Source organism: Mycobacterium sp. (assembly GCF_049802695.1).
In the GTDB taxonomy this organism is placed as follows: Bacteria; Actinomycetota; Actinomycetes; order Mycobacteriales; family Mycobacteriaceae; genus Mycobacterium.
Genome location: NZ_JBARMY010000239.1, coordinates 1 through 18722 on the forward strand (window position 1 = coordinate 1; position 18722 = coordinate 18722).

Here is an 18722-nt window from a genome sequence, read left to right on the forward strand (position 1 = left end):
GGCTTCGGTGGCCGCCTCGCCGTGGACCAGCGTCGTCAGCTCCCGGGCGAGCCGGCGTTGCGCGCGACGCTCGTGCGGGCGTGACGCCGTCGCCTCCTCCAGCTCGGCCAGCTCCTCGGCGGAAAGAAAGGTGAACCAGCGCAGGTAGCGCACAGCGTCGGCGTCGGCGGTGTTGACGAAGTACTGGTACCAGGCATACGGGCTGGTGAGATCTGGGTCCAGCCATAAGCTGCCACCGCCAGTGGACTTGCCGAACTTGGTGCCGTCGGCGGCCGTCACCAGTGGGACCGTCAGCGCGTGCGCGGTGGCACCGAGCTTCTGGCGCACCAGCCGTACCCCGGCGATGATGTTGCCCCACTGGTCGGAGCCGCCGATCTGCAACACGCAGTCGTGGCGGCGGTGCAGCTCGACGAAGTCGTTGGCCTGCAACAGCATGTAGCTGAATTCGGTGTAGGAGATCCCGTCGCCCTCCAGCCGCCGGCGGACTGTGTCGCGGTCGAGCATCACGTTGACTGAGAAATGTTTGCCTACGTCGCGCAGCAGTTCGATCGCCGACATAGCGCTTGTCCAGGTGATGTTGTTCTCGACGATCGCGCCGGTCGGTGAGTCGTCGAAGTCGACGAAGCGTTCCAGTTGACCGCGGATGCGCTCGGTCCACTGCAGGACGGTGTCGTCGTTGTTGAGCATCCGCTCACCGCTCTCGCGTGGGTCACCGATCAGGCCGGTCGCGCCGCCGGCCAGCACGAGCGGGCGGTGACCGGCGCGCTGGAACCGTCGCAGCGCCAGTAACGGCACCAGGTGTCCGGCGTGCAGGCTGGGCGCGGTGGGGTCGAAGCCGGCGTAGACCGTCACCGGCCCGCGGATCAGCTCGGCGGCCAGCGCGTCGAGGTCGGTGGACTGGGCGATCAGGCCACGCCAGCTCAGCTCGTCGAGGATGCTGCGAGACTTGAAAGCCTGGGTGCCCACAGTGATAGATCTTCTCGCACCTGCGCGTCGCGGTGCCGGGCGACCGCCGGGTAATTAGTCGCTGGCTCCCGGCGCGGGCGCGCGGGGGCTGCGCCGGTAAGCGGACACCTCCGGTCGGCTCGGCAGCCACAGCCGCCAGGGCCGGTCGGCGGCCTGACTGACACCCACCCGGGGCCCGGCCACTCCGGCGGCGGTGTCGTTGAGCGTAAGCCGCACCGGGCTGGCGGGGGCGAACAGGTCGATACCGTTGTCTGACAGAGCAATTCCCAACGCCGAGCACAAGTTACCGGGTCCACGTGCCAGGGCAATGCCGGGCGCCAAGGGGCCCCGCCGTGACCGTGCCACATCCAGACCGGTCTCGATGACCCCGGCCCGCAGCAGCACGGCGGCCGCCGTTCCGTCCGGACCGCACGAGACGTTGGCGCACACATGAATCCCGTGACTGCGATAGGTGTACAGCCGTCCGGCGGATCCGAACATCACCGCGTTGCGACCGTTGCGACCCCGGTAAGAGTGCGCTGCGGCGTCCGGCCACGGCCCGTCGGGCCCGCCGCCGTAGGCCTCGACCTCGACGATGACGGCAGTGACGTCGCGGCCCGCCAGGGTGGCCCCGAGTAATCGGTGGGCGGCGGCGAGCGGGTCGACCGCCAGTTCGTCCGCCTTCACCGCACAGATTCTGCCCTGTGGTGATCGCAAGCCCAGCGCAGCTGGGTGCAGCGGGTCACCACCGAACCTGACAGGGGTGATCGCAAGCCCAGCGCAGCTGGGCGCAGCGGGTCACCACCGAACCCGACAGGGGTGATCGCAAGCCCAGCCATTGACAGCACGGCGCTGAAAGCGGATATTCATCACATGATGAGTTCATCGGACGGTGAATTAGCGTCAGCCGGTGCAAGACCGGTCGTCGAGATCGAGCACTTGCGTGTTGTCCGGGGAAAACGTTCTGCCCTCCATGACTTCTCCGTGCGAATCGACCGCGGCGCCATCACCGGGCTGCTCGGGCCGTCCGGCTGCGGCAAGACCACGTTGATGCGTTGCATCGTCGGCACCCAGCTGGTGACCTCAGGCGTCGTCACGGTGCTGGGCCGCCCGGCCGGATCAGCCGCTCTGCGCCAACAGGTGGGATACATGCCGCAGGACCCGACGATCTACAACGACCTGCGAATCATCGATAACGTCCGTTATTTTGCGTCCCTGTACGGATTCGACTCGCGCGCCGCGGAGGACGCCATCCAGCGGGTCGGCCTGAGCGACCACCGCACCGCCTATTGCGGCAACCTGTCCGGCGGCCAGCGCACCCGAGCGTCACTGGCCTGTGCGCTGGTGTGCCGACCACAGCTGCTGGTGCTCGACGAGCCGACGGTCGGACTCGACCCGGTACTGCGGGCAGACCTGTGGGAGCAGTTCCGCGACCTCGCCCAGGCCGGCACCACGCTGCTGGTGTCCAGTCACGTCATGGACGAAGCCGACAACTGCGGCGACCTGTTGCTGATGCGCGACGGGCACCTGATCGCGCACACCACCCCGACCCGACTGCGAGAGGACACCGGATGCACGTCGCTGGAGGAAGCGTTTCTGTCCATCATCAGACGCAGCACCGCGCGTCAAGCCGGATAGCACCGCACGCGTACACCGCCACTACCGCGCGAATCCTGCGACAGGTCGCGTCCGACCGCCGCAGCGTCGCGATGATCCTGCTGGTGCCGGTGCTGGTCATCACGCTGATGTACTTCATGTTCGAGGACGCCCCGCACCGTCCGGGCACGTCGTCGCCGTTCGACACCGCCTGCCTGATCCTGTTGGGTCTGTTTCCGCTGTTCGTGATGTTCATCATCACGTCGATCACCATGCAGCGTGAGCGCGCTTCGGGCACCCTGGAGCGGATCCTGACCACTCCGCTGCGCCGGTTGGACCTGCTGCTCGCCTACGGGACAGCGTTCTCGGTCGCCGCCGCCGTGCAGGCGTCGGTGGCCTGCGCGGTGTCGTTCTGGCTGTTGGGTCTGCACACCGCGGGCAGCCCGGTATGGGTGTTCATCATCGCGATCATCAACGCCGTGTTGGGCGTCGGGTTGGGCCTGTTGTGTAGTGCGTTCGCTCGCACCGAATTCCAAGCCGTGCAATTCATCCCATTGGTGTTGGTCCCGCAGTTCCTGCTGGCCGGCATCATCACTCCCCGGGCCCTGATGGCGACGTGGCTGCAGTGGATCAGCGACATCTTGCCCGCCAGTTACGCATTGGAGGCACTACAGCAGGTGGCCACCCATCCGCAGCTGACGGACACTGCGATTCGCGACATGCTCGTGGTGCTGGGCTTCGCGATCGTGGCGCTGTGCCTGGCTGCAGTGACGCTGCGGCGCAGGACGTCGTAACCCGTTGAGCGGCAACCGCGAACGGAAACGGCCCGGGCGGCCGCCGGGCAGCTCCGACACCCGCGAGCAGATCCTGACCTGCGCCCGGGAGTTGTTCGCCCGCAATGGTTTCGAGAACACGTCAATACGGGCGGTAGCGGCTGCCGCGAATGTGGATTCGGCGCTGGTGCACCACTACTTCGGAACAAAACAGCAGCTGTTCGGCGCGGCTCTGCAGTTGCCGATCGACCCGATGGAAGTGCTCGGCCCGCTGCGCGCAACGCCGGTCGACGAACTCGGGTTGAAGTTGCCGTCGGTGCTGCTGCCACTATGGGATTCGAAACTCGGGCCGGCTTTGATCGCCACGTTGCGATCGATTCTCACCGGTCCCGAAGTCGATCTGGTGCGGTCGTTTTTCCGCGAGATCATCGTCGCTGAGATCGCCGCCAGGGTCGACGATCCGACCGGTTCGGGGATCCTACGGGCCGAGTTCGTTGCTACCCAGTTGGTGGGCGTGGTAATGGCGCGCTACATCCTCGAGCTGGAGCCGTTCGCGTCGCTGCCCGCCGAGCAGATCGCCGAAACGATCGCACCGAACCTGCAGCGTTATCTCACCGGGGATCTGCCTCACTGGCCCGCGCCATGAGCTCAGCGTGCTCCTGATCGCCCACCTCGACCGCCTCGTCGACCAACAGCACCGGAATGCCGTCGTCGATGCGGTAGGCGCGACGCAGCCTTGGGTTGTACAGCACCCCCCCGCCGGTTCGATCGACCAGCAGCAGCGGGCCGCGATCCACCGGACAGACCAGGATGTTCAACAGCGTTTGGTCGATCATCGCCACGTCCTTCACTGCGTGCCGGACAGCTCGGTCAGCACCGCGCCCGTCAGGCGCCGGAACTGGTTGCTTTCCGCGTCGAACCACCAGGCGTGGCGCCCCGGCTTGGGGATGCCGGCTGCGCGCAGGGCACTGATGGTGGGTCGGTAGGTCGCGCTCAGCGCGATCTCGGGGACCACGTGCACGATGTCGGGGCCCACCCCGATCGGCAGGTCGGCGAGAGCCTCCGTCAGATCGGCTGCTGTCACCGTCGCGCCCGGCCGCAAGGTCACCGCTGACACCGTCAACGGCCGGCCCCGCAGCGACACCGCATATGTCGCCGCGAGGTCGACCGACAGGATCTTGCCTAAGGCATCGGTGATGGGCTCGCAGTAGACGACGCCGCGCTCGGTGCGGACAACTGACCCGCGCCTGCCCAGCAGCCAGAAGTCCCCGTCGGCGTCGCGACGGAACAGGTATTCGGTGGAGATCCAGGTGTCGGCGGGCGCGAAAACGCCACGCTTGACCGAGGCGGTCGGATCGATCGGTCCGCGGGGCTTGGCCAACAGCACACCGACCTCATTGACGTCGGCCACTTGAACGAAACCTTGGTCGGTCTCCAGTATCCGGTCGTGGTGGTCGTCGTAGGCGCCCAGTTCGACGTTGCCGGCTCCCGGCAGCGGGCGGCCCTTGCTGCCGATCTTGGCGCCGGAAACGTTGGCCAGCACCGCCTGTCCATCGGTGGTGGCGAAGAACTCGACGACCTGTGCGGGCTCGAACACGTCGACGACGCGCTGCCACAACCCCGTCGGCATCCCCGAGCCGATGAACAACCGCACCGGATGGTTGCCGTGGAAGACGAAGGCGGGATCGTCGACGACCTCGCGGAGCATCGCCCAGGTGTAGGAGACGACGGTGACGCCGTACTGGTGTACCTCGGCGAGGAACCGGTCCGGTCGCAATCCGCGGGACAATGCGATGCGCGCACCGCCGACCACCGCGCCGCCGACGCTGACCAACAGCCCCGACTCGTGGTGCAGCGGCGTCAGGCAGTAGACGGTGTCGCCGCGGCCCAGCGCCGCGGTCGAGGCGGTTCCGAACGCCGACAACGCCCAGCGGTAGTTGGTGATCTGTTTGGCGACCAGTTCGCCACCGGCCGAAGTGAACGCGATGAAGGCCAAGTCCTGCGCCAGACCGGGGTTCGGCCGATACCACGCCGGAAGCTCGACCGCGTCCGGGTCGATTTTCTCCATGTCGATGACGTCGGCGTGCTGGGGCGGATGCAGGTCACGCGACTCGCCGCCACCCAGCACCAGCACGTGGCCTGGCAACTGGCTGGCGGTCTCGAGGTTCGTCGGATCGGTGATTATTTCGCTGACTTTGCCGATGCGGGCCGCAGCGGCCAGATCGGTGTCGGGCGCCATCAGCACGGCAACGGCACCCAGGCGCGACAGCGCGGCGATGGCGACCAGCGCACTGGGCCGGGTTTCCATCAGCACGCCGATGTGCTCGCCCTGCCGCACCCCGACGTGGATCAGGCCGCGCACCACGTTGTCGATGCGGCGGTTGACGGCCGCATAGGTGTGCACCCGGCCGTCGAACAGGAAGAATTCACCGTTGGGTGCGTCGTGCGACTGTTCGCCGATGATCCGGCCCAGCGAGATGCGGGTGTGGTCGTTGATCTGGCCCAACCGGGCCAGCCGAGGCAGCGTGCGAACGGTTTCCACCGCTATGGTCCGCGCGGATTTGTTGGCCGCGAGGATGGCGTCGGCCGCACCGCGGGCAAGTGCCAGCGCCGCCTCGGACGCCTCGACCACACCGTGGCTGACCCGCGAGCGCAGCGCGACACCGCTGTCGGTGTGTTCGGGCGGCTGATCGGCCATCACCTCGATGCCCGCCGGCTTGTCCTGACCGCCGGAGATCCACTGCACCCAGTCGACCACCGTCGGCCAGGTTTGTTCTGCCGCCTTACTACCGACGACCAGGCCGAAATGCCCAGTGCGTAGCCGGTATTCGAAGACCTCGGCGTTCGGTGCCGCGCGTCGGATGCCGCGCACGGATGCAGGCTGACCGATGTCGTCGACCTCGCCGACGAAGGCCAGCACCGGGCATTTGATGTCGTTCAGCGTGACCAGTTGCCCGTTGATGGCGAAACCACCGGTCATCATCCGGTTGTGCGCGATGAACTGCTTGAGCAGTTCGGACACCGCCGGACCCGACCAGGCGATCCAGCCTTCGGATTCGAGGAACCGGCGCTGCTGTTCACGCGGCAGCAGCGCCTCGCGGTCGTGCAGTTGGCGCACGAAGTCGAGCCGGGCCTTGGCGGTCTTGATGGGGTCCAGCATTTGAAAGCCGGTGCGCGCCAACCAGCTTGGGATATCCAGCCAGTTGAAGACGTGATCTGCCATGAAATTCGCCGCGGCCGCACCCAGGTTGGCCGGAATACCCATCGGCAGCGCGGCCAAAGTATCTACCGGCGCACCGAATGTCACGATGCTGGCGACGTTCTTGGAGCGCCGGTACGCCGCGCCCTGATAGCAGAACATTCCGCCCTGCGAGTACCCCGCCAAGTGCACGTCGTGCCCGGTGGCGTCGCTCACCGAGTCGATCGCCTGACTGAGCGCGACTATGTGGTCGGCCAGGTTCCGGCGCATACCGCCCTCGACCTTGTCCGGTGAGCCGAAGTCGATGACCCACGGGTCCAACCCGGCGCCGTGCAGAATCCCGACCGCACCTTCGTCCGCGGCGACGTCCCACATGTTCGCCGACATCATCATCGGATGCACCATCAGCACCGGCGCACCGGCCGGGGGCTGCCCTGGGCGGCTGTCCGGCGGAAAGTACCGCCGGAGCTTGTACATCGACACGCTATCGACAATCTGGGATGGCGACGGTTTGCTGCCGGTCTCCAGTCCGCCCAGCCGCAGGACTTCCAGCCCGTTCTGCGCCGTGGCCATCAGACGCTCGACGGGCCGGGTGACCGCCGAAAAGTTGAGATCCACCGCTGCTCCTAAACCCCTGCTGCATTTGCCCTGGCAGCGTTCACATCATGGCACATCCCCTGACCCACGCCGAGGGCTTTGGATGCCGCGACGCGGTCGGTCGTTTGGGCGGTGACCCGCCGCGCTCGCGATCACCGCCGGTCGTTGGGCGGTGACCCGCCACGCCCGGCTCCGCCACGCTCGCGATCACCGCTAGCCTCGACCCGGTGGCGCACCTGCTGGGGGCTGAGGCCATCCACCTGGCGTATCCGACCCAAGTCATCTTCGAGTCGGTGAGCCTGGGCATTGACGACGGCGCACGGATCGGCGTCGTCGGACGAAACGGCGACGGCAAATCCAGTCTGCTGGGTCTGCTCACCGGCCGGTTACGCCCGGATTCGGGCCGGGTGACCTGGCGCAGTGGTTTGCGAGTGGGCGAGCTGAGCCAGTCCGACACTCTCGACGACCGGCGCACCGTGGGGTGGACTCTGGTCGGCGATCAGGCCGAGCATCGGTGGGCGGCCAACCCGCGGATCCGCGAGGTAGTGGACGGCCTAGTCTCCGACATCCCTTGGGAGGCAACGATTGCCACTCTCAGTGGCGGGCAGCGACGACGGGTGCAGCTGGCAACGCTACTGGTCGGTGATTGGGATGTCATCGCCCTCGACGAGCCGACCAACCACCTCGACATCGAAGGCATCACCTGGCTGGCCGGCCATCTGCGGCAACGGTGGAGCCGCAACACCGGCGGGCTGCTGCTTGTGACGCACGACCGCTGGTTTCTCGACGAGGTGGTGACCACCACATGGGAGGTGCACGACGGGATCGTCGAGCCGTTCGACGGCGGGTACGCGGCCTATGTGCTGCAGCGTGTGGAGCGGGACCGGCTGGCAGCCGTGGCAGAGGCGAAGCGGCAGAATCTGATGCGCAAGGAGCTGGCTTGGCTTCGCCGCGGCGCACCGGCACGCACCTCGAAGCCGAGGTTCCGGATCGACGCCGCCAATCAGCTGATCGCCGAGATGCCGCCGCTGCGTGACACCGTCGAACTGGCGAAGCTGGCCACCGCGCGGCTCGGCAAAGACGTCATCGATCTGCTCGACGTGTCGGTGTCGTTCGCCGGCCGGCCCGTGCTGCGCGACGTCGAGTGGCGTATCGGCCCCGGTGAACGCACCGGCATCGTTGGCGCTAACGGCGCGGGCAAGTCGAGCTTGCTGGCGTTGATCACCGGCGCCGTCCAGCCCGAGAGCGGGCGGGTCAAGCGCGGCAAGACGGTGCAGCTGGCGATGCTCGACCAGCAGGGCGACCAGCTGGCGCCAATGGCCGACGATCGGGTCGCCGACGTCATCGGCCGACTGCGAGCCGGATACCAGGTAGATGGCCGCGACGTCACCCCGGCTCAGCTGTTGGAACGGCTGGGGTTCGCCCGCGAACAGCTTTCGGCACGCGTCGGCGAACTCTCCGGCGGTCAGCGCCGCCGGCTGCAACTGATGCTCTCGCTGCTGACCGAACCGAACGTGCTGCTCCTCGACGAACCGACCAACGACGTGGACACCGATATGCTCGCCGCCACCGAAGACCTGCTGGACTCCTGGCCGGGCACGCTGATCGTCGTCTCGCATGACCGCTACTTCCTGGAACGCGTCACCGATCAGCAGTACGCGATCCTCGACGGCCGACTGCGGCACCTGCCCGGTGGCACAGACGAGTACCTGCGGCTGGCAGCCGACGACACCGGCGGCCATACCGCCCGAGCACCCACTGCTGCCGGCAAGCCGCCGACCGTCTCGGGCGCAGAATTGCGCGCCGCGGAAAAGGAGATGACCGCTGTCGAGCGGCGCCTGACGCGGCTGGCCGACCAGATCGCGGACAAACACCTGCAAATCGCCGAGCACGACCAGTCCGACCATGTCGGACTGACGGGGCTTACGCGGGAATTGCGGGCCCTCACAGACGAGGTCACCACACTGGAGGATCGCTGGCTGGGAATCTCGGAGCGGGTGGACAGCCACAGCGGTGACTGAATCGCGCGCCAACTCGATTACTGCACAAGCAGTCACAACTTGTGCAGTGAGCCGGCCACGATGCGCGGTAAGCTGATACGGCTATGTATCCCAGTGCCGTGCCGGTCGCGTTATGAGCGAAACCAGTTCGCAAGCAACGAATTTCAGCTCAGATGCGGCCGAACCGTCGTCCAGCGCCTTGTCGCTGAGCGCGCTGCAAGAAGAGGCGATGGCCAGCGCAATCGCCGGCGACCTGCACAATGCCATGCAGCTGGGCACTCAACTGCTGACCGCCCTGACCGAAACGGCAGGCGAACACCACCCCGACACGCTGATCATCGCGGTGCTGCTGGCCGGTTGGCGGTTGAACATCGGTGACGTCTCCAGTGCGCTGAAGACCGTGCGGGAGCTGATTCCCACCGCGACGCAGGTGCTGGGTTCGGATCACCCGAGCACACTGGCGGCTCGCCACATCTTTGCGTGCGGCGACTCGGCACTCGGGATGACCCCGGCTGAAGCGCTGCCAGTGTGGGTGGCGCTCTACGGCGACGAGCAACGGGTGTTCGGACCCGAACACCATTCGACGCTCGGCGCCCGCCACCAGATCGGCGAGCTGCGACGACAGCTTGGCGACCGGATCGGTGCCCGCGACGAGCTGATCGCCGCGGCATCCGGCATCCGGCGAACGCTCGGCGATCAGCACCCGGAGAGTCTGGCCGTGCAGCTCACGGCCACGGTCTGTGTGGGCGAGGCCGGAGACGCCGCCGCCGCGGTGACCGAATTCGACCGGCTCATTCCGTTACTGACGGCTGTGCTGGGCTATGACCACCAGCACACGTTGTTGGCCCGGCACACCCGGGCGCTGTGGCTGACACCCGGCGGCGAAGACCTTCTCGAACAGGTCTCTGACTGGGAGGTCCTCGTCGACGACGAGATGCGGGCGCTTGGCGAGCACAATCAGCTGACCATCACCGGTCGGCAGACCCTGCAGGACCAACGGACCGCCTGGCGACAGTTTCTCGATGACTACCGGGCCCAGCCGGACTCGGCGGAAAACACCGACGAGGTCCGTTACGGACTGGCCGAACTGATGAATACCGTGGTACAGGCCAAAATGCTGGTGGCACAGGCAACTAGAGAGTCGGGGCCAGCGTCCGAAGCTTCGCTGACGCGCCGCCTCGAGCTGGCCGATCTGCTACGACGGGGCTGCCGGCTCGACGCCGCCCGGGTCCGCGCCGAAGCGCTGGTCGCGGAGTGCGGCGCCGTTCTCGGAGCAGAGCATTCACTCACTCAAGCCGCGCACTCACTGCTCAGGGTGGGCGACTGACCCCAGTCGTTAGTCGACCAGTCCGGGCCGCAACCGCTGCCGCAGCTGACCGGTCCTGTGGCGAACCAGATCCAGTTGCTTGCCCACCTGAACCGCCGCGGTGCCGCCGCGCGCGTCGCGTGACGACACCGAACCCTCAATGGTGAGCACATCGCGGACCTGCGGAGTCAGTGCCGGGCTGACCGCAGCCAGTTCCTCGTCGGTCAGCTGGTCGAGCCCGACACCGCGCCTCTCCGCGGTACGCACGGCCGCACCCGCTGCCTCATGTGCTTCGCGGAACGGAATGCCTTGTCGTACAAGCCATTCGGCGATATCCGTCGCCAGTGTGTAACCCGCTGGAGCGAAGGCGGCCATCCGCTCGACGTCGAACGTCAACGTGCCAACCAGCCCGGCCATCGCCGGCAGCAGCAGCTCCAGCTGCGCCACCGAGTCGAACACCGGCTCCTTGTCTTCCTGCAGGTCCCGGTTGTAGGCCAGCGGCTGCGCCTTCAGCGTTGCCAGTAAACCGGTGAGATTGCCGATCAGGCGGCCCGATTTGCCGCGCGCGAGTTCGGCGATGTCGGGGTTCTTCTTCTGCGGCATGATCGAACTGCCGGTCGACCACGAGTCGTGCAGACGGACGTAGCCGACTTCGGTCGAGCTCCAGATGATGACGTCCTCGGCCAGCCGCGACAGGTCGACCGCGATCATCGCGAACACGAACGCGGCCTCTGCGGCGAAATCCCGCGCGGCCGTCGCGTCGATCGAATTGTCCGCCGCCGCCGAGAAACCCAGCTCGACGGCGATCGCATCCGGATCCAGGCCCAGCGACGAGCCGGCCAGCGCACCCGAACCGTACGGGGAAACCGCTGTGCGATCGTCGAAGTCGACGATCCGGTCGACGTCGCGCAGCAACGGGTGGGCATGTGCGAGCAGGTGGTGCGCCAGCAGAATCGGCTGCGCCGACTGCAGATGCGTCTTGCCCGGCATGATGGCAGTCGGGTGGGCCGCGGCCTGGCCGGCCAGTGCGTCGACCACGTCGAGCACACCGGCGGCGACTCGACGTACCGCGTCGCGTAACCACATTCGAAGCAGCGTGGCGATCTGGTCGTTCCGCGATCGCCCGGCCCGCAGCCGCCCACCCAGGTCCGGGCCGACGCGCTCGATCAGCCCACGCTCGAGTGCACCGTGCACGTCCTCGTCACTGGCCAGCGGGGCGAAACTGCCGTCGGCGACGTCCTGGGCAAGCTCGTTCAGCCCGGCCAGCAGTCCGTCGCGCTGTTCGGCGGTGAGCAGACCGGCCGTGAACAACACCCGCGCGTGCGCACGCGAGGCGGTGATGTCGTAAGGCGCCAGTACCCAATCGAAGTGGGTGGATCTGCTCAGCGCGGTCAGCGCATCCGCGGGACCGTCGGCGAACCGCCCGCCCCACAGCGACCCCTGGTTGGTACTCAAGCCGGTGGTTCCCCCGGCTCGACGGGTAAATCCCGGCGGGCGGCCAACTTCGACGACAGACCGTGCACGTAGACGAACCCGCGGGCTGCGGATTGATCGAAGCTGTCGCCCTCGTCGTAGGTGGCCAGGTTGAAGTCGTACAGCGACTGCGCGCTGCGGCGTCCGTTGACGGCGATGTGCCCGCCGTGCAGGACCAAGCGGATCTCACCGGAGACGTACTCTTGCGTCTTGGCCACGAAGGTCTCCAACGCGGTCTTCAGCGGTGAGTACCACATACCGTCGTAAACCAGCTCGGCCCAACGCTGGTCGGTGTGGCGCTTGAACCGTGCCAGCTCACGCTCCAGGGTGACGTGCTCGAGTTCGGTGTGCGCGGTGATCAGCACCATTGCCCCTGGCGCCTCGTAGATTTCGCGGCTTTTAATCCCCACCAACCGGTCTTCGACGACGTCGAGGCGTCCCACCCCCTGCGCACCGGCGCGCCGGTTGAGTTCCTCGATCACCTGCAGCACCGACAATTCCCTGCCGTCGATCGACGCCGGAACACCTTGGTTGAAGCCGACAATCACCTCGTCGGGAGTGCTCCAGTTGACGGTCGGGTCTTCGGTGTAGGCGTAGACGTCCTTGGTGGGGGCGTTCCACAGGTGTTCCAGGAAGCCGGTTTCCACGGCCCGGCCCCACACGTTCTGGTCGATGGAGAACGGTGACCGTTTGGTGACGTTGATCGGGATGGCGTTCTCCTCGGCGAAGGCGATTGCCTTCTCCCGGGTCCAGGCATAGTCACGGACCGGCGCCAGCACCTCCAGATCCGGTGCGAGCGAAGCGAATCCAACCTCAAACCGCACCTGATCGTTGCCCTTGCCGGTACACCCGTGCGCGACGGTGCTGCCGCCGTGTTCGCGTGCCGCTGCGACCAGGTGTTTGGCGATCAGCGGCCGGCTGATCGCCGAAACCAGTGGATAGCGATCCATGTAGAGACCGTTGGACAGTATCGTCGGCAGACAGTAGCCCTCGGCGAATTCGTCGCGCGCGTCGACGACGACCGCTTCGACCGCGCCGCAGTCCAGCGCGCGCTGGCGCACCACCGCCATGTCCTCGCCGCCCTGGCCCAGGTCGATCGCGACGGCAACGACCTCCCGGCCGGTCTCTTTGCCGATCCAGCTGATCGCCACCGAGGTGTCCAGACCGCCGGAGTACGCCAGGATGACGCGTTCGGACATGCACCTATCTCCTTGTCACGTCAGGTTCGCGAGGGCGATTGCAAGCTCGGCGCCGGTCATCGGCTCGCGCGCCAGCACGAAGATGGTGTCGTCTCCGGCAATGGTGCCGACGACGTAGGGTAACGCGGCCCGATCGATCGCGCTGGCCAGGTAGTCCGCGGCGCCCGGTGGCGTGCGCAGCACCGTGAGGTTCCCGCTGCAGTCGGTGGACACCAGCAGTTCGCCCAGTAGCCGCGACAGTCGTGCGGTGCCGCCGGCGACCCCGCGCACCGGGCTGCCGTCCTCGGGAACCACATAGACCCCGACTCCGCCGTCGGCGCCGCGCAGCTTCACCGCGCCGAGTTCTTCCAAGTCCCGTGACAGGGTCGCCTGGGTGACATCGATGCCTTCGGCCGCCAACAACGCGGCGAGTTCACCTTGGCTGCGCACAGCCGCCGAAGACAGGACCGCCACGATGCGCGCCTGCCGGCCGGCCCGGGTGACTTCCGGCGCGTTCTTCGAGCCGCTGTGGCTCATAGCGCCGCTCCTCCTCATCGCTTTGCTCTGCATCGTCGGCGGCGCGGGGTCATTTCGACCGCTCCAAGAGCCACATCAGCAGCGCCTTCTGCGCGTGCAGCCGGTTCTCGGCTTCGTCCCACACCACACTGCGCGGGCCGTCTATGATCTCGTCGGTGATCTCATCGCCGCGGTGCGCGGGAAGGCAGTGCAGCACAACGGCTTTCTGGTCGGCCAGGGTGAGCAGGGCGGTGTTCACCTGGAACGGCCGGAACGGGCCCAGCCGGTCCAGCCCGTCGGTCTCCTGGCCCATCGAGGTCCACGTGTCGGTCACCACCACGTCGGCACCGGCAACGCCTTGGTGCGGATCGGCCGTCACGGCCACCGACGCACCGGTGATCGCCGCGCGCTGCTCGGCGGCGGTGATCACCGACGGATCCGGGGAAAACTCCGGCGGCGCGGCGACCGTGACGTGCATGCCGGCGGTGACGCCGCCCAACAGCAGCGAATGCGCCATGTTGTTGGCGCCGTCACCCAGATAGCACATCCGCAGCCCGGTCAGCGCTCCCTTGTGCTCGGCGATCGTCTGCAGGTCAGCGAGCACCTGGCACGGGTGGAATTCGTCCGACAATGCGTTCACGACGGGCACCGTCGCGCCGGCCGCCATCGCCGTCAGCCGGTCCTGGCCGAATGTCCGCCACACGATGGCGTCCACATACCGCGACAACACTTTTGCGGTATCACCCAGCGCCTCGTCGCGACCCAGCTGCGTGCTGCGCCCGTCGACGACGACGGCGTGACCGCCGAGTTGGGCGATGCCGACCTCGAAGGAGAACCGGGTACGCGTCGAGTTTTTGTCAAAGATCACCGCGACGCCGCGGGGTCCTTCGAGCGGCCGGCAACTGAACGGGTCTTTCTTGAGGTCGGTGGCCAGCTGCAAAACCTGGGCCTGCTCGGTCGGCGACAGGTCGTCGTCGCGCAGAAAGTGCCGGGTCATGATAGGCCACCTCCTGCTTCGGCGGCGACATCGAGGATGCCCGGCAGCGCGTTGACGAACGCATCGAGTTCGTGCTCGGCGATGATCAGCGGCGGGGCCAACCGGATCACGTTCGCAGCCGGCGCGTTGATCAGGTATCCGGCGTCGCGTGCGGCGGCTTCGGCCTCTTTCGCGCGAGGGGCGCTCAGCACCACGCCGCACAACAGTCCGCGACCCCGGACGTGGTCGACGAGCGGGTGGCCGAGCCCTTCGATGTTGTGCCGCAACGTTTTCCCGGCAGTCCTGGCATGTTTGACGAGGTCGTCGGCGGCCAGCACGTGCAGCACCGCAAGCGCTGCGGCGGCGCACACCGGATTGCCGCCGAAGGTGCTGCCGTGCAGGCCCGGGGTGAACAGGTCGGCGGCCGGTCCCACAGCCAGGCAGGCCCCGATCGGCAGGCCGCCTCCGAGCCCCTTCGCCAGCGTCACAACGTCCGGGGTGATGCCCTCCTGCTGATGCGCGAAAAAGGTGCCGGTACGACCCATCCCGGTTTGCACCTCGTCGAGCACCAGCAGCGCGCCGTGCGCTGCGGTGATCTCCCGGGCGGCGACGAGGTAGCCGTCCGGTGGGACCACGACACCGGACTCCCCCATGATCGGTTCCAGGAAGACCGCCGCGGTGTCGTCGCCCACGGCACCGGCCAGCGCGTCGACGTCGCCGTAGGGCACGTGGCTGACATCGGCGGGTAGCGGCGCAAACGGCGCCTGCTTGGCCGGTTGACCGGTCAGCGCCAGCGCACCCATGGTGCGGCCGTGGAAACCTTCTTGCGCGGCAACCAGTTTGGTGCGACCGGTCAGCCGGGACAACTTGAAGGCCACCTCGTTGGCCTCGGCGCCGGAGTTGCAGAAGAACACCCGGGTCTGCGCGTCGGCGTCCAGCAGCTCGACCAGCGCTTCGGCCAGCGCGACGCCCGGTTCGGTGACATACAGGTTGGAGGTGTGGCCCAGCGTCGACAGCTGCCGGGTAACCGCGTCAATGACGGCAGGATGCCGGTGGCCGAGGACGTTGACCGCGATGCCGCCGAGCAGGTCCAGATAGGACTTGCCGTCGGCGTCGGTGACCACCACACCGTCTCCGCCGGTCAGCGCCAGCGGCGGTGTGCCGTAGTTGTTCATCATCACGCTCGACCACCGCTGCTGAAGCTCGGTGTTCGTGCTCACTCGCGTCACGGTCCTACCACCTTTGTCCCGGTGCCCGCGTCGGTGAACAACTCGACGAGCACGCAGTGTTCGACGCGGCCGTCGATGACGTGCGCGCTGGGCACCCCACCTGACACCGCGCGCAGACACGCCTCGACTTTCGGGATCATCCCGGTGTGCAGGGTCGGCAGTAGCTCCGACAGAGCGACGGTGTCGATTTCAGTGATCAGCGAATTACGCTCCGGCCAGCGCGCGTACAGGCCTTCGACGTCGGTGAGCATCAGCAGCTTCTCGGCTCTCAGCGCTTCGGCCAGCGCCGCGGCGGCGGTGTCGGCGTTGATGTTGTGCACCACGCCCTCGATGTCCGGCGCGAGTGTGGACACCACCGGAATACGGCCCGCCGCAATCAAATCGAGCACTGCTGCGGTGTTGACCTTGGAGACGTCACCGACCAGACCGATGTCGGTCGTCACACCGTCCACGGTGACGCTGCGCCGCACAGCGGTGAAAAGTTGGGCGTCTTCGCCGGTGATCCCCACCGCGTAGGGTCCGTGCGCGTTGATCAGGTTCACCAGCTCCCGACCCACCTGACCGAACAACACCATCCGCGCCACGTCGAGCACTTCGGGTGTGGTGACCCGGAAACCGCCTTTGAAGTCGCCCCGGATGTCCAGCCGCTGCAGCATCGCGCTGATTTGCGGTCCGCCCCCGTGGACCACCACGGGATGGATGCCGCAGTTACGCAGAAACGCCATGTCGGCGGCGAACGCGCAGCGCAGGACGCCGTCGGTCATCGCGTTGCCGCCGTATTTCACGACGATGACCTTGCCGTGCAGCTGCTTGAGCCAGGGTAGCGCCTCGGCCAGCACTCGGGCTTTAACTCGTGTCGGCAAGGCGCTGGTTGACGAAGCGGCCCTCATGAACTGTAGGCCGAGTTCTCTTCGACGTAGCCGTGGGACAGGTCGGTGGTCCGGATGCTGGCCCGGCCGGCGGCGAGACCGAAGTCGACGATGAGCTCGATGTCGGCGGCCGACAGGTCCACCTCGCGCGCGCCCGGTACCCCGGCGCCGCCGGCGAACACATCGAAACCGTTGAACGATACGGTGATCCGCTCTGGGTCCAGGCGAACCGGCGCCATACCGACCGCGGCGAGCACCCGCCCCCAGTTCGGATCGGAGCCGAACAGAGCGGTCTTGACCAAGCTGTCTCGGGCGACGACGCGGGCGGCGGTCACGGCGTCGTCGTCGGTGGCGGCGCCGGTCACCGTCACCGTGATGCATTTGGTGACACCTTCCGCGTCGGCCTGCAGTTGCGCACACAGGTCGTCGCACACCCGCCACACCGCGTGGTCGAGTTCGTGCTGCTCGGGTGAGATCTCGCTGGCTCCGGACGCGAGCAGCAGCACCGTGTCGTTGGTGGAGCAGCACCCGTCGACGTCGAGCCGGTCGAACGTCAGCGCGGTGGCGCGGCGCAGCGCGGTCTGGAGGGCGTTCGCCTCGCCGACCGCGTCGGTCGTGAGCACGCACAGCATGGTGGCCAGCGACGGCGCCAGCATGCCGGCACCTTTGGCCATCCCGCCGATAGTCCAGTTGTCCGGGTGGTGCAGCGCAACCTGTTTGGGCACTGTGTCGGTGGTCATGATCGCGCGGGCGGCGTCCTCACCGCCGGTCAGGCCGCCCGCCAGCTCGTGCACCACCTCGCCGACACCGGCGAGCACCTTGTCCATCGGCAACCGGTCGCCGATCAGCCCGGTGGAGCACACCGCGACCTCGATCGCCCCGGTCTCGGTGCCCCACTCCGACAATGCGCCCGCGACCGCCTCCGCGGTGGCGTGGGTGTCCTGGAAACCCGCCGGCCCGGTGCAAGCGTTCGCGCCGCCGGAATTTAGGATCACCGCGCGCAGCCGGCCGGTGGTCAGCACCTGCTGTGTCCACAGCACGGGAGCCGCCTTGAACTGGTTGCGGGTGAACACTCCGGCGGCTGCGTAATCCGGGCCCTCGTTGAAGACCAGCGCGAGATCGAGGTTGCCGGTCACCTTGAGTCCGGCAGCCACACCCGCCGCACGGAAGCCGGCCGGGGCGGTGACGCCCTGAGCACGCACCAACGGCAAGTCGTCGTCGGGTGTCATATGCGCCACTCCTCGATCCCGGCTACGACGGCATCATCGTCGTCGGCGGGTGTCGTGCGCCACTCCTCGATCCCGGCTGCGCCGGCATCATCGTCGTCGGCGGGTGTCATGCGCCACTCCTCGATCCTGGCTGCGCCGGCATCATCGTCGTCGGCGGGTGTCATGCGCCACTCCTCGATCCCGGCTGCGCCGGCATCATCGTCGTCGGCGCGTGTCACGGCGCAACCCCGACCACCGAGAGCCCCTCGGTCTCCGGCCAGCCCAGCGCGAGGTTCATCGACTGCACTGCGGCGCCACCGGTACCCTTCACCAGGTTGTCGATCGCGGCGATTGCGATGAACACCTCGGCGTCCTCATCCACCGCGACGGCGACGTGTGCGGCGTTGCTGCCGATCACCGCGCCGGTGCGGGGCAGTTGCCCGTCCGGCAGCAGGTACACGAATCGCTCGCCGTCGTAATGCTTTTCGTATGCGGCGCGCAGCTGCGAGAGCGGCGACCGGGTGCGCGCGCTGCAGGTGGCCAGGATGCCGCGCGACGTCGGGATCAGCACCGGGGTGAACGACACCGTGACGTTGCGGTCGGTCACCGCTTCCAGGCCCTGCTTGATCTCGGGGGTGTGCCGGTGCGCGCCGGCGATGCTGTAGGCCCGCGCTGATCCGATAATTTCCGATCCCTGCAGCTCGGGCTTGGCGGTGCGACCCGCCCCGGATACGCCGCTGACGGCGACCACGCTGACCGCAGGCTCGACGAGGTCTTCGGCGATCGCGGGCAGCAGCGCCAGCAGCGCCGCAGTCGGATAACAGCCGGGCACCGCGATCCGGCGCGCGCCGGTCAGC

18 protein-coding genes are annotated in these 18722 nt (G+C 67.5%); 5 read left to right on the forward strand and 13 right to left on the reverse strand.

Going from position 1 to position 18722, the window contains the following annotated elements; all coding sequences use genetic code 11:
• Positions 1-966, reverse strand: a 966-nt coding sequence (gene tyrS, locus WA317_RS09625; protein WP_425172810.1) for a tyrosine--tRNA ligase, incomplete at its 3' end; no start/stop codon positions are given.
• 54 nt (positions 967-1020) lie between these two features.
• A complete protein-coding gene (locus WA317_RS09630; protein WP_425172811.1) occupies positions 1021-1632 on the reverse strand; it encodes a DNA-3-methyladenine glycosylase in 612 nt (203 codons plus the stop codon).
• 186 nt (positions 1633-1818) lie between these two features.
• Between WA317_RS09630 and WA317_RS09635 the strand changes: the two genes are divergently transcribed.
• Genes WA317_RS09635 through WA317_RS09645 form a run of 3 tightly spaced genes read left to right on the forward strand, consistent with a single transcriptional unit; the run spans position 1819 to position 3960 of the window.
• Positions 1819-2583, forward strand: coding sequence for an ABC transporter ATP-binding protein (locus WA317_RS09635; RefSeq protein WP_425172812.1), 765 nt, complete (start codon positions 1819-1821; stop codon positions 2581-2583).
• Positions 2517-3335, forward strand: coding sequence for an ABC transporter permease (locus WA317_RS09640; protein ID WP_425172813.1), 819 nt, complete (start codon positions 2517-2519; stop codon positions 3333-3335). The genes WA317_RS09635 and WA317_RS09640 overlap by 67 nt, the downstream gene beginning before the upstream one ends.
• A 4-nt stretch (positions 3336-3339) precedes the next feature.
• Positions 3340-3960, forward strand: coding sequence for a TetR family transcriptional regulator (locus WA317_RS09645; RefSeq protein WP_425172814.1), 621 nt, complete (start codon positions 3340-3342; stop codon positions 3958-3960).
• Here the strand turns inward: WA317_RS09645 and WA317_RS09650 are convergent.
• Positions 3926-4150, reverse strand: coding sequence for a Trm112 family protein (locus WA317_RS09650; RefSeq protein ID WP_425172815.1), 225 nt, complete (start codon positions 4148-4150; stop codon positions 3926-3928). The genes WA317_RS09645 and WA317_RS09650 overlap by 35 nt on opposite strands.
• An 11-nt stretch (positions 4151-4161) precedes the next feature.
• The gene (locus WA317_RS09655) at positions 4162-7131 is read right to left on the reverse strand and encodes an acyl-CoA synthetase (protein WP_425172816.1); all 2970 of its coding nucleotides are present in this window, start codon (positions 7129-7131) and stop codon (positions 4162-4164) included.
• A gap of 206 nt (positions 7132-7337) precedes the next feature.
• Here WA317_RS09655 and WA317_RS09660 point away from each other — a divergent pair, with 206 nt between their 5' ends.
• Positions 7338-9131: an ABC-F family ATP-binding cassette domain-containing protein gene (locus tag WA317_RS09660; protein WP_425172817.1), complete on the forward strand. Its 1794-nt coding sequence runs from the start codon at positions 7338-7340 to the stop codon at positions 9129-9131.
• Positions 9132-9243: 112 nt separating this feature from the next.
• A complete protein-coding gene (locus WA317_RS09665; protein ID WP_425172818.1) occupies positions 9244-10437 on the forward strand; it encodes a tetratricopeptide repeat protein in 1194 nt (397 codons plus the stop codon).
• Between the two features lie 9 nt (positions 10438-10446).
• Here WA317_RS09665 and argH read toward each other — a convergent pair whose 3' ends face one another.
• The 9 genes from argH to argC all read right to left on the reverse strand — a co-directional run.
• Positions 10447-11871 (reverse strand): argininosuccinate lyase, encoded by a 1425-nt coding sequence (argH, locus tag WA317_RS09670; protein ID WP_425172819.1) that lies wholly within the window; start codon positions 11869-11871, stop codon positions 10447-10449.
• Positions 11868-13088 carry an argininosuccinate synthase gene (locus WA317_RS09675; RefSeq protein WP_425172820.1) on the reverse strand — a complete coding sequence of 407 codons (1221 nt, stop codon included), beginning with the start codon at positions 13086-13088 and terminating at the stop codon, positions 11868-11870. The genes argH and WA317_RS09675 overlap by 4 nt, the downstream gene beginning before the upstream one ends.
• 15 nt (positions 13089-13103) lie before the next feature.
• On the reverse strand, positions 13104-13604 hold the full coding sequence (locus WA317_RS09680; RefSeq protein WP_425172821.1) for an arginine repressor: 501 nt from the start codon (positions 13602-13604) through the stop codon (positions 13104-13106).
• 49 nt (positions 13605-13653) lie between these two features.
• Positions 13654-14580, reverse strand: a complete 927-nt coding sequence (gene argF / locus WA317_RS09685) for an ornithine carbamoyltransferase (RefSeq protein WP_425172822.1) — start codon at positions 14578-14580, stop codon at positions 13654-13656.
• Positions 14577-15788, reverse strand: a complete 1212-nt coding sequence (locus tag WA317_RS09690) for an acetylornithine transaminase (RefSeq protein WP_425172823.1) — start codon at positions 15786-15788, stop codon at positions 14577-14579. Before WA317_RS09690 ends, argF begins: the two co-directional genes overlap by 4 nt.
• Positions 15785-16678 (reverse strand): acetylglutamate kinase, encoded by an 894-nt coding sequence (argB, locus tag WA317_RS09695; RefSeq protein WP_425172824.1) that lies wholly within the window; start codon positions 16676-16678, stop codon positions 15785-15787. Before argB ends, WA317_RS09690 begins: the two co-directional genes overlap by 4 nt.
• Entirely contained in the window at positions 16675-17886 is a 1212-nt protein-coding gene (gene argJ / locus WA317_RS09700; RefSeq protein WP_425172825.1) for a bifunctional glutamate N-acetyltransferase/amino-acid acetyltransferase ArgJ, read from the reverse strand. Before argJ ends, argB begins: the two co-directional genes overlap by 4 nt.
• On the reverse strand, positions 17883-18104 hold the full coding sequence (locus WA317_RS09705) for a hypothetical protein (RefSeq protein WP_425172826.1): 222 nt from the start codon (positions 18102-18104) through the stop codon (positions 17883-17885). The genes argJ and WA317_RS09705 overlap by 4 nt, the downstream gene beginning before the upstream one ends.
• On the reverse strand, positions 18101-18722 hold a 622-nt coding region (gene argC, locus WA317_RS09710), incomplete at its 5' end, for an N-acetyl-gamma-glutamyl-phosphate reductase (protein ID WP_425172827.1). The genes WA317_RS09705 and argC, both read right to left, overlap by 4 nt.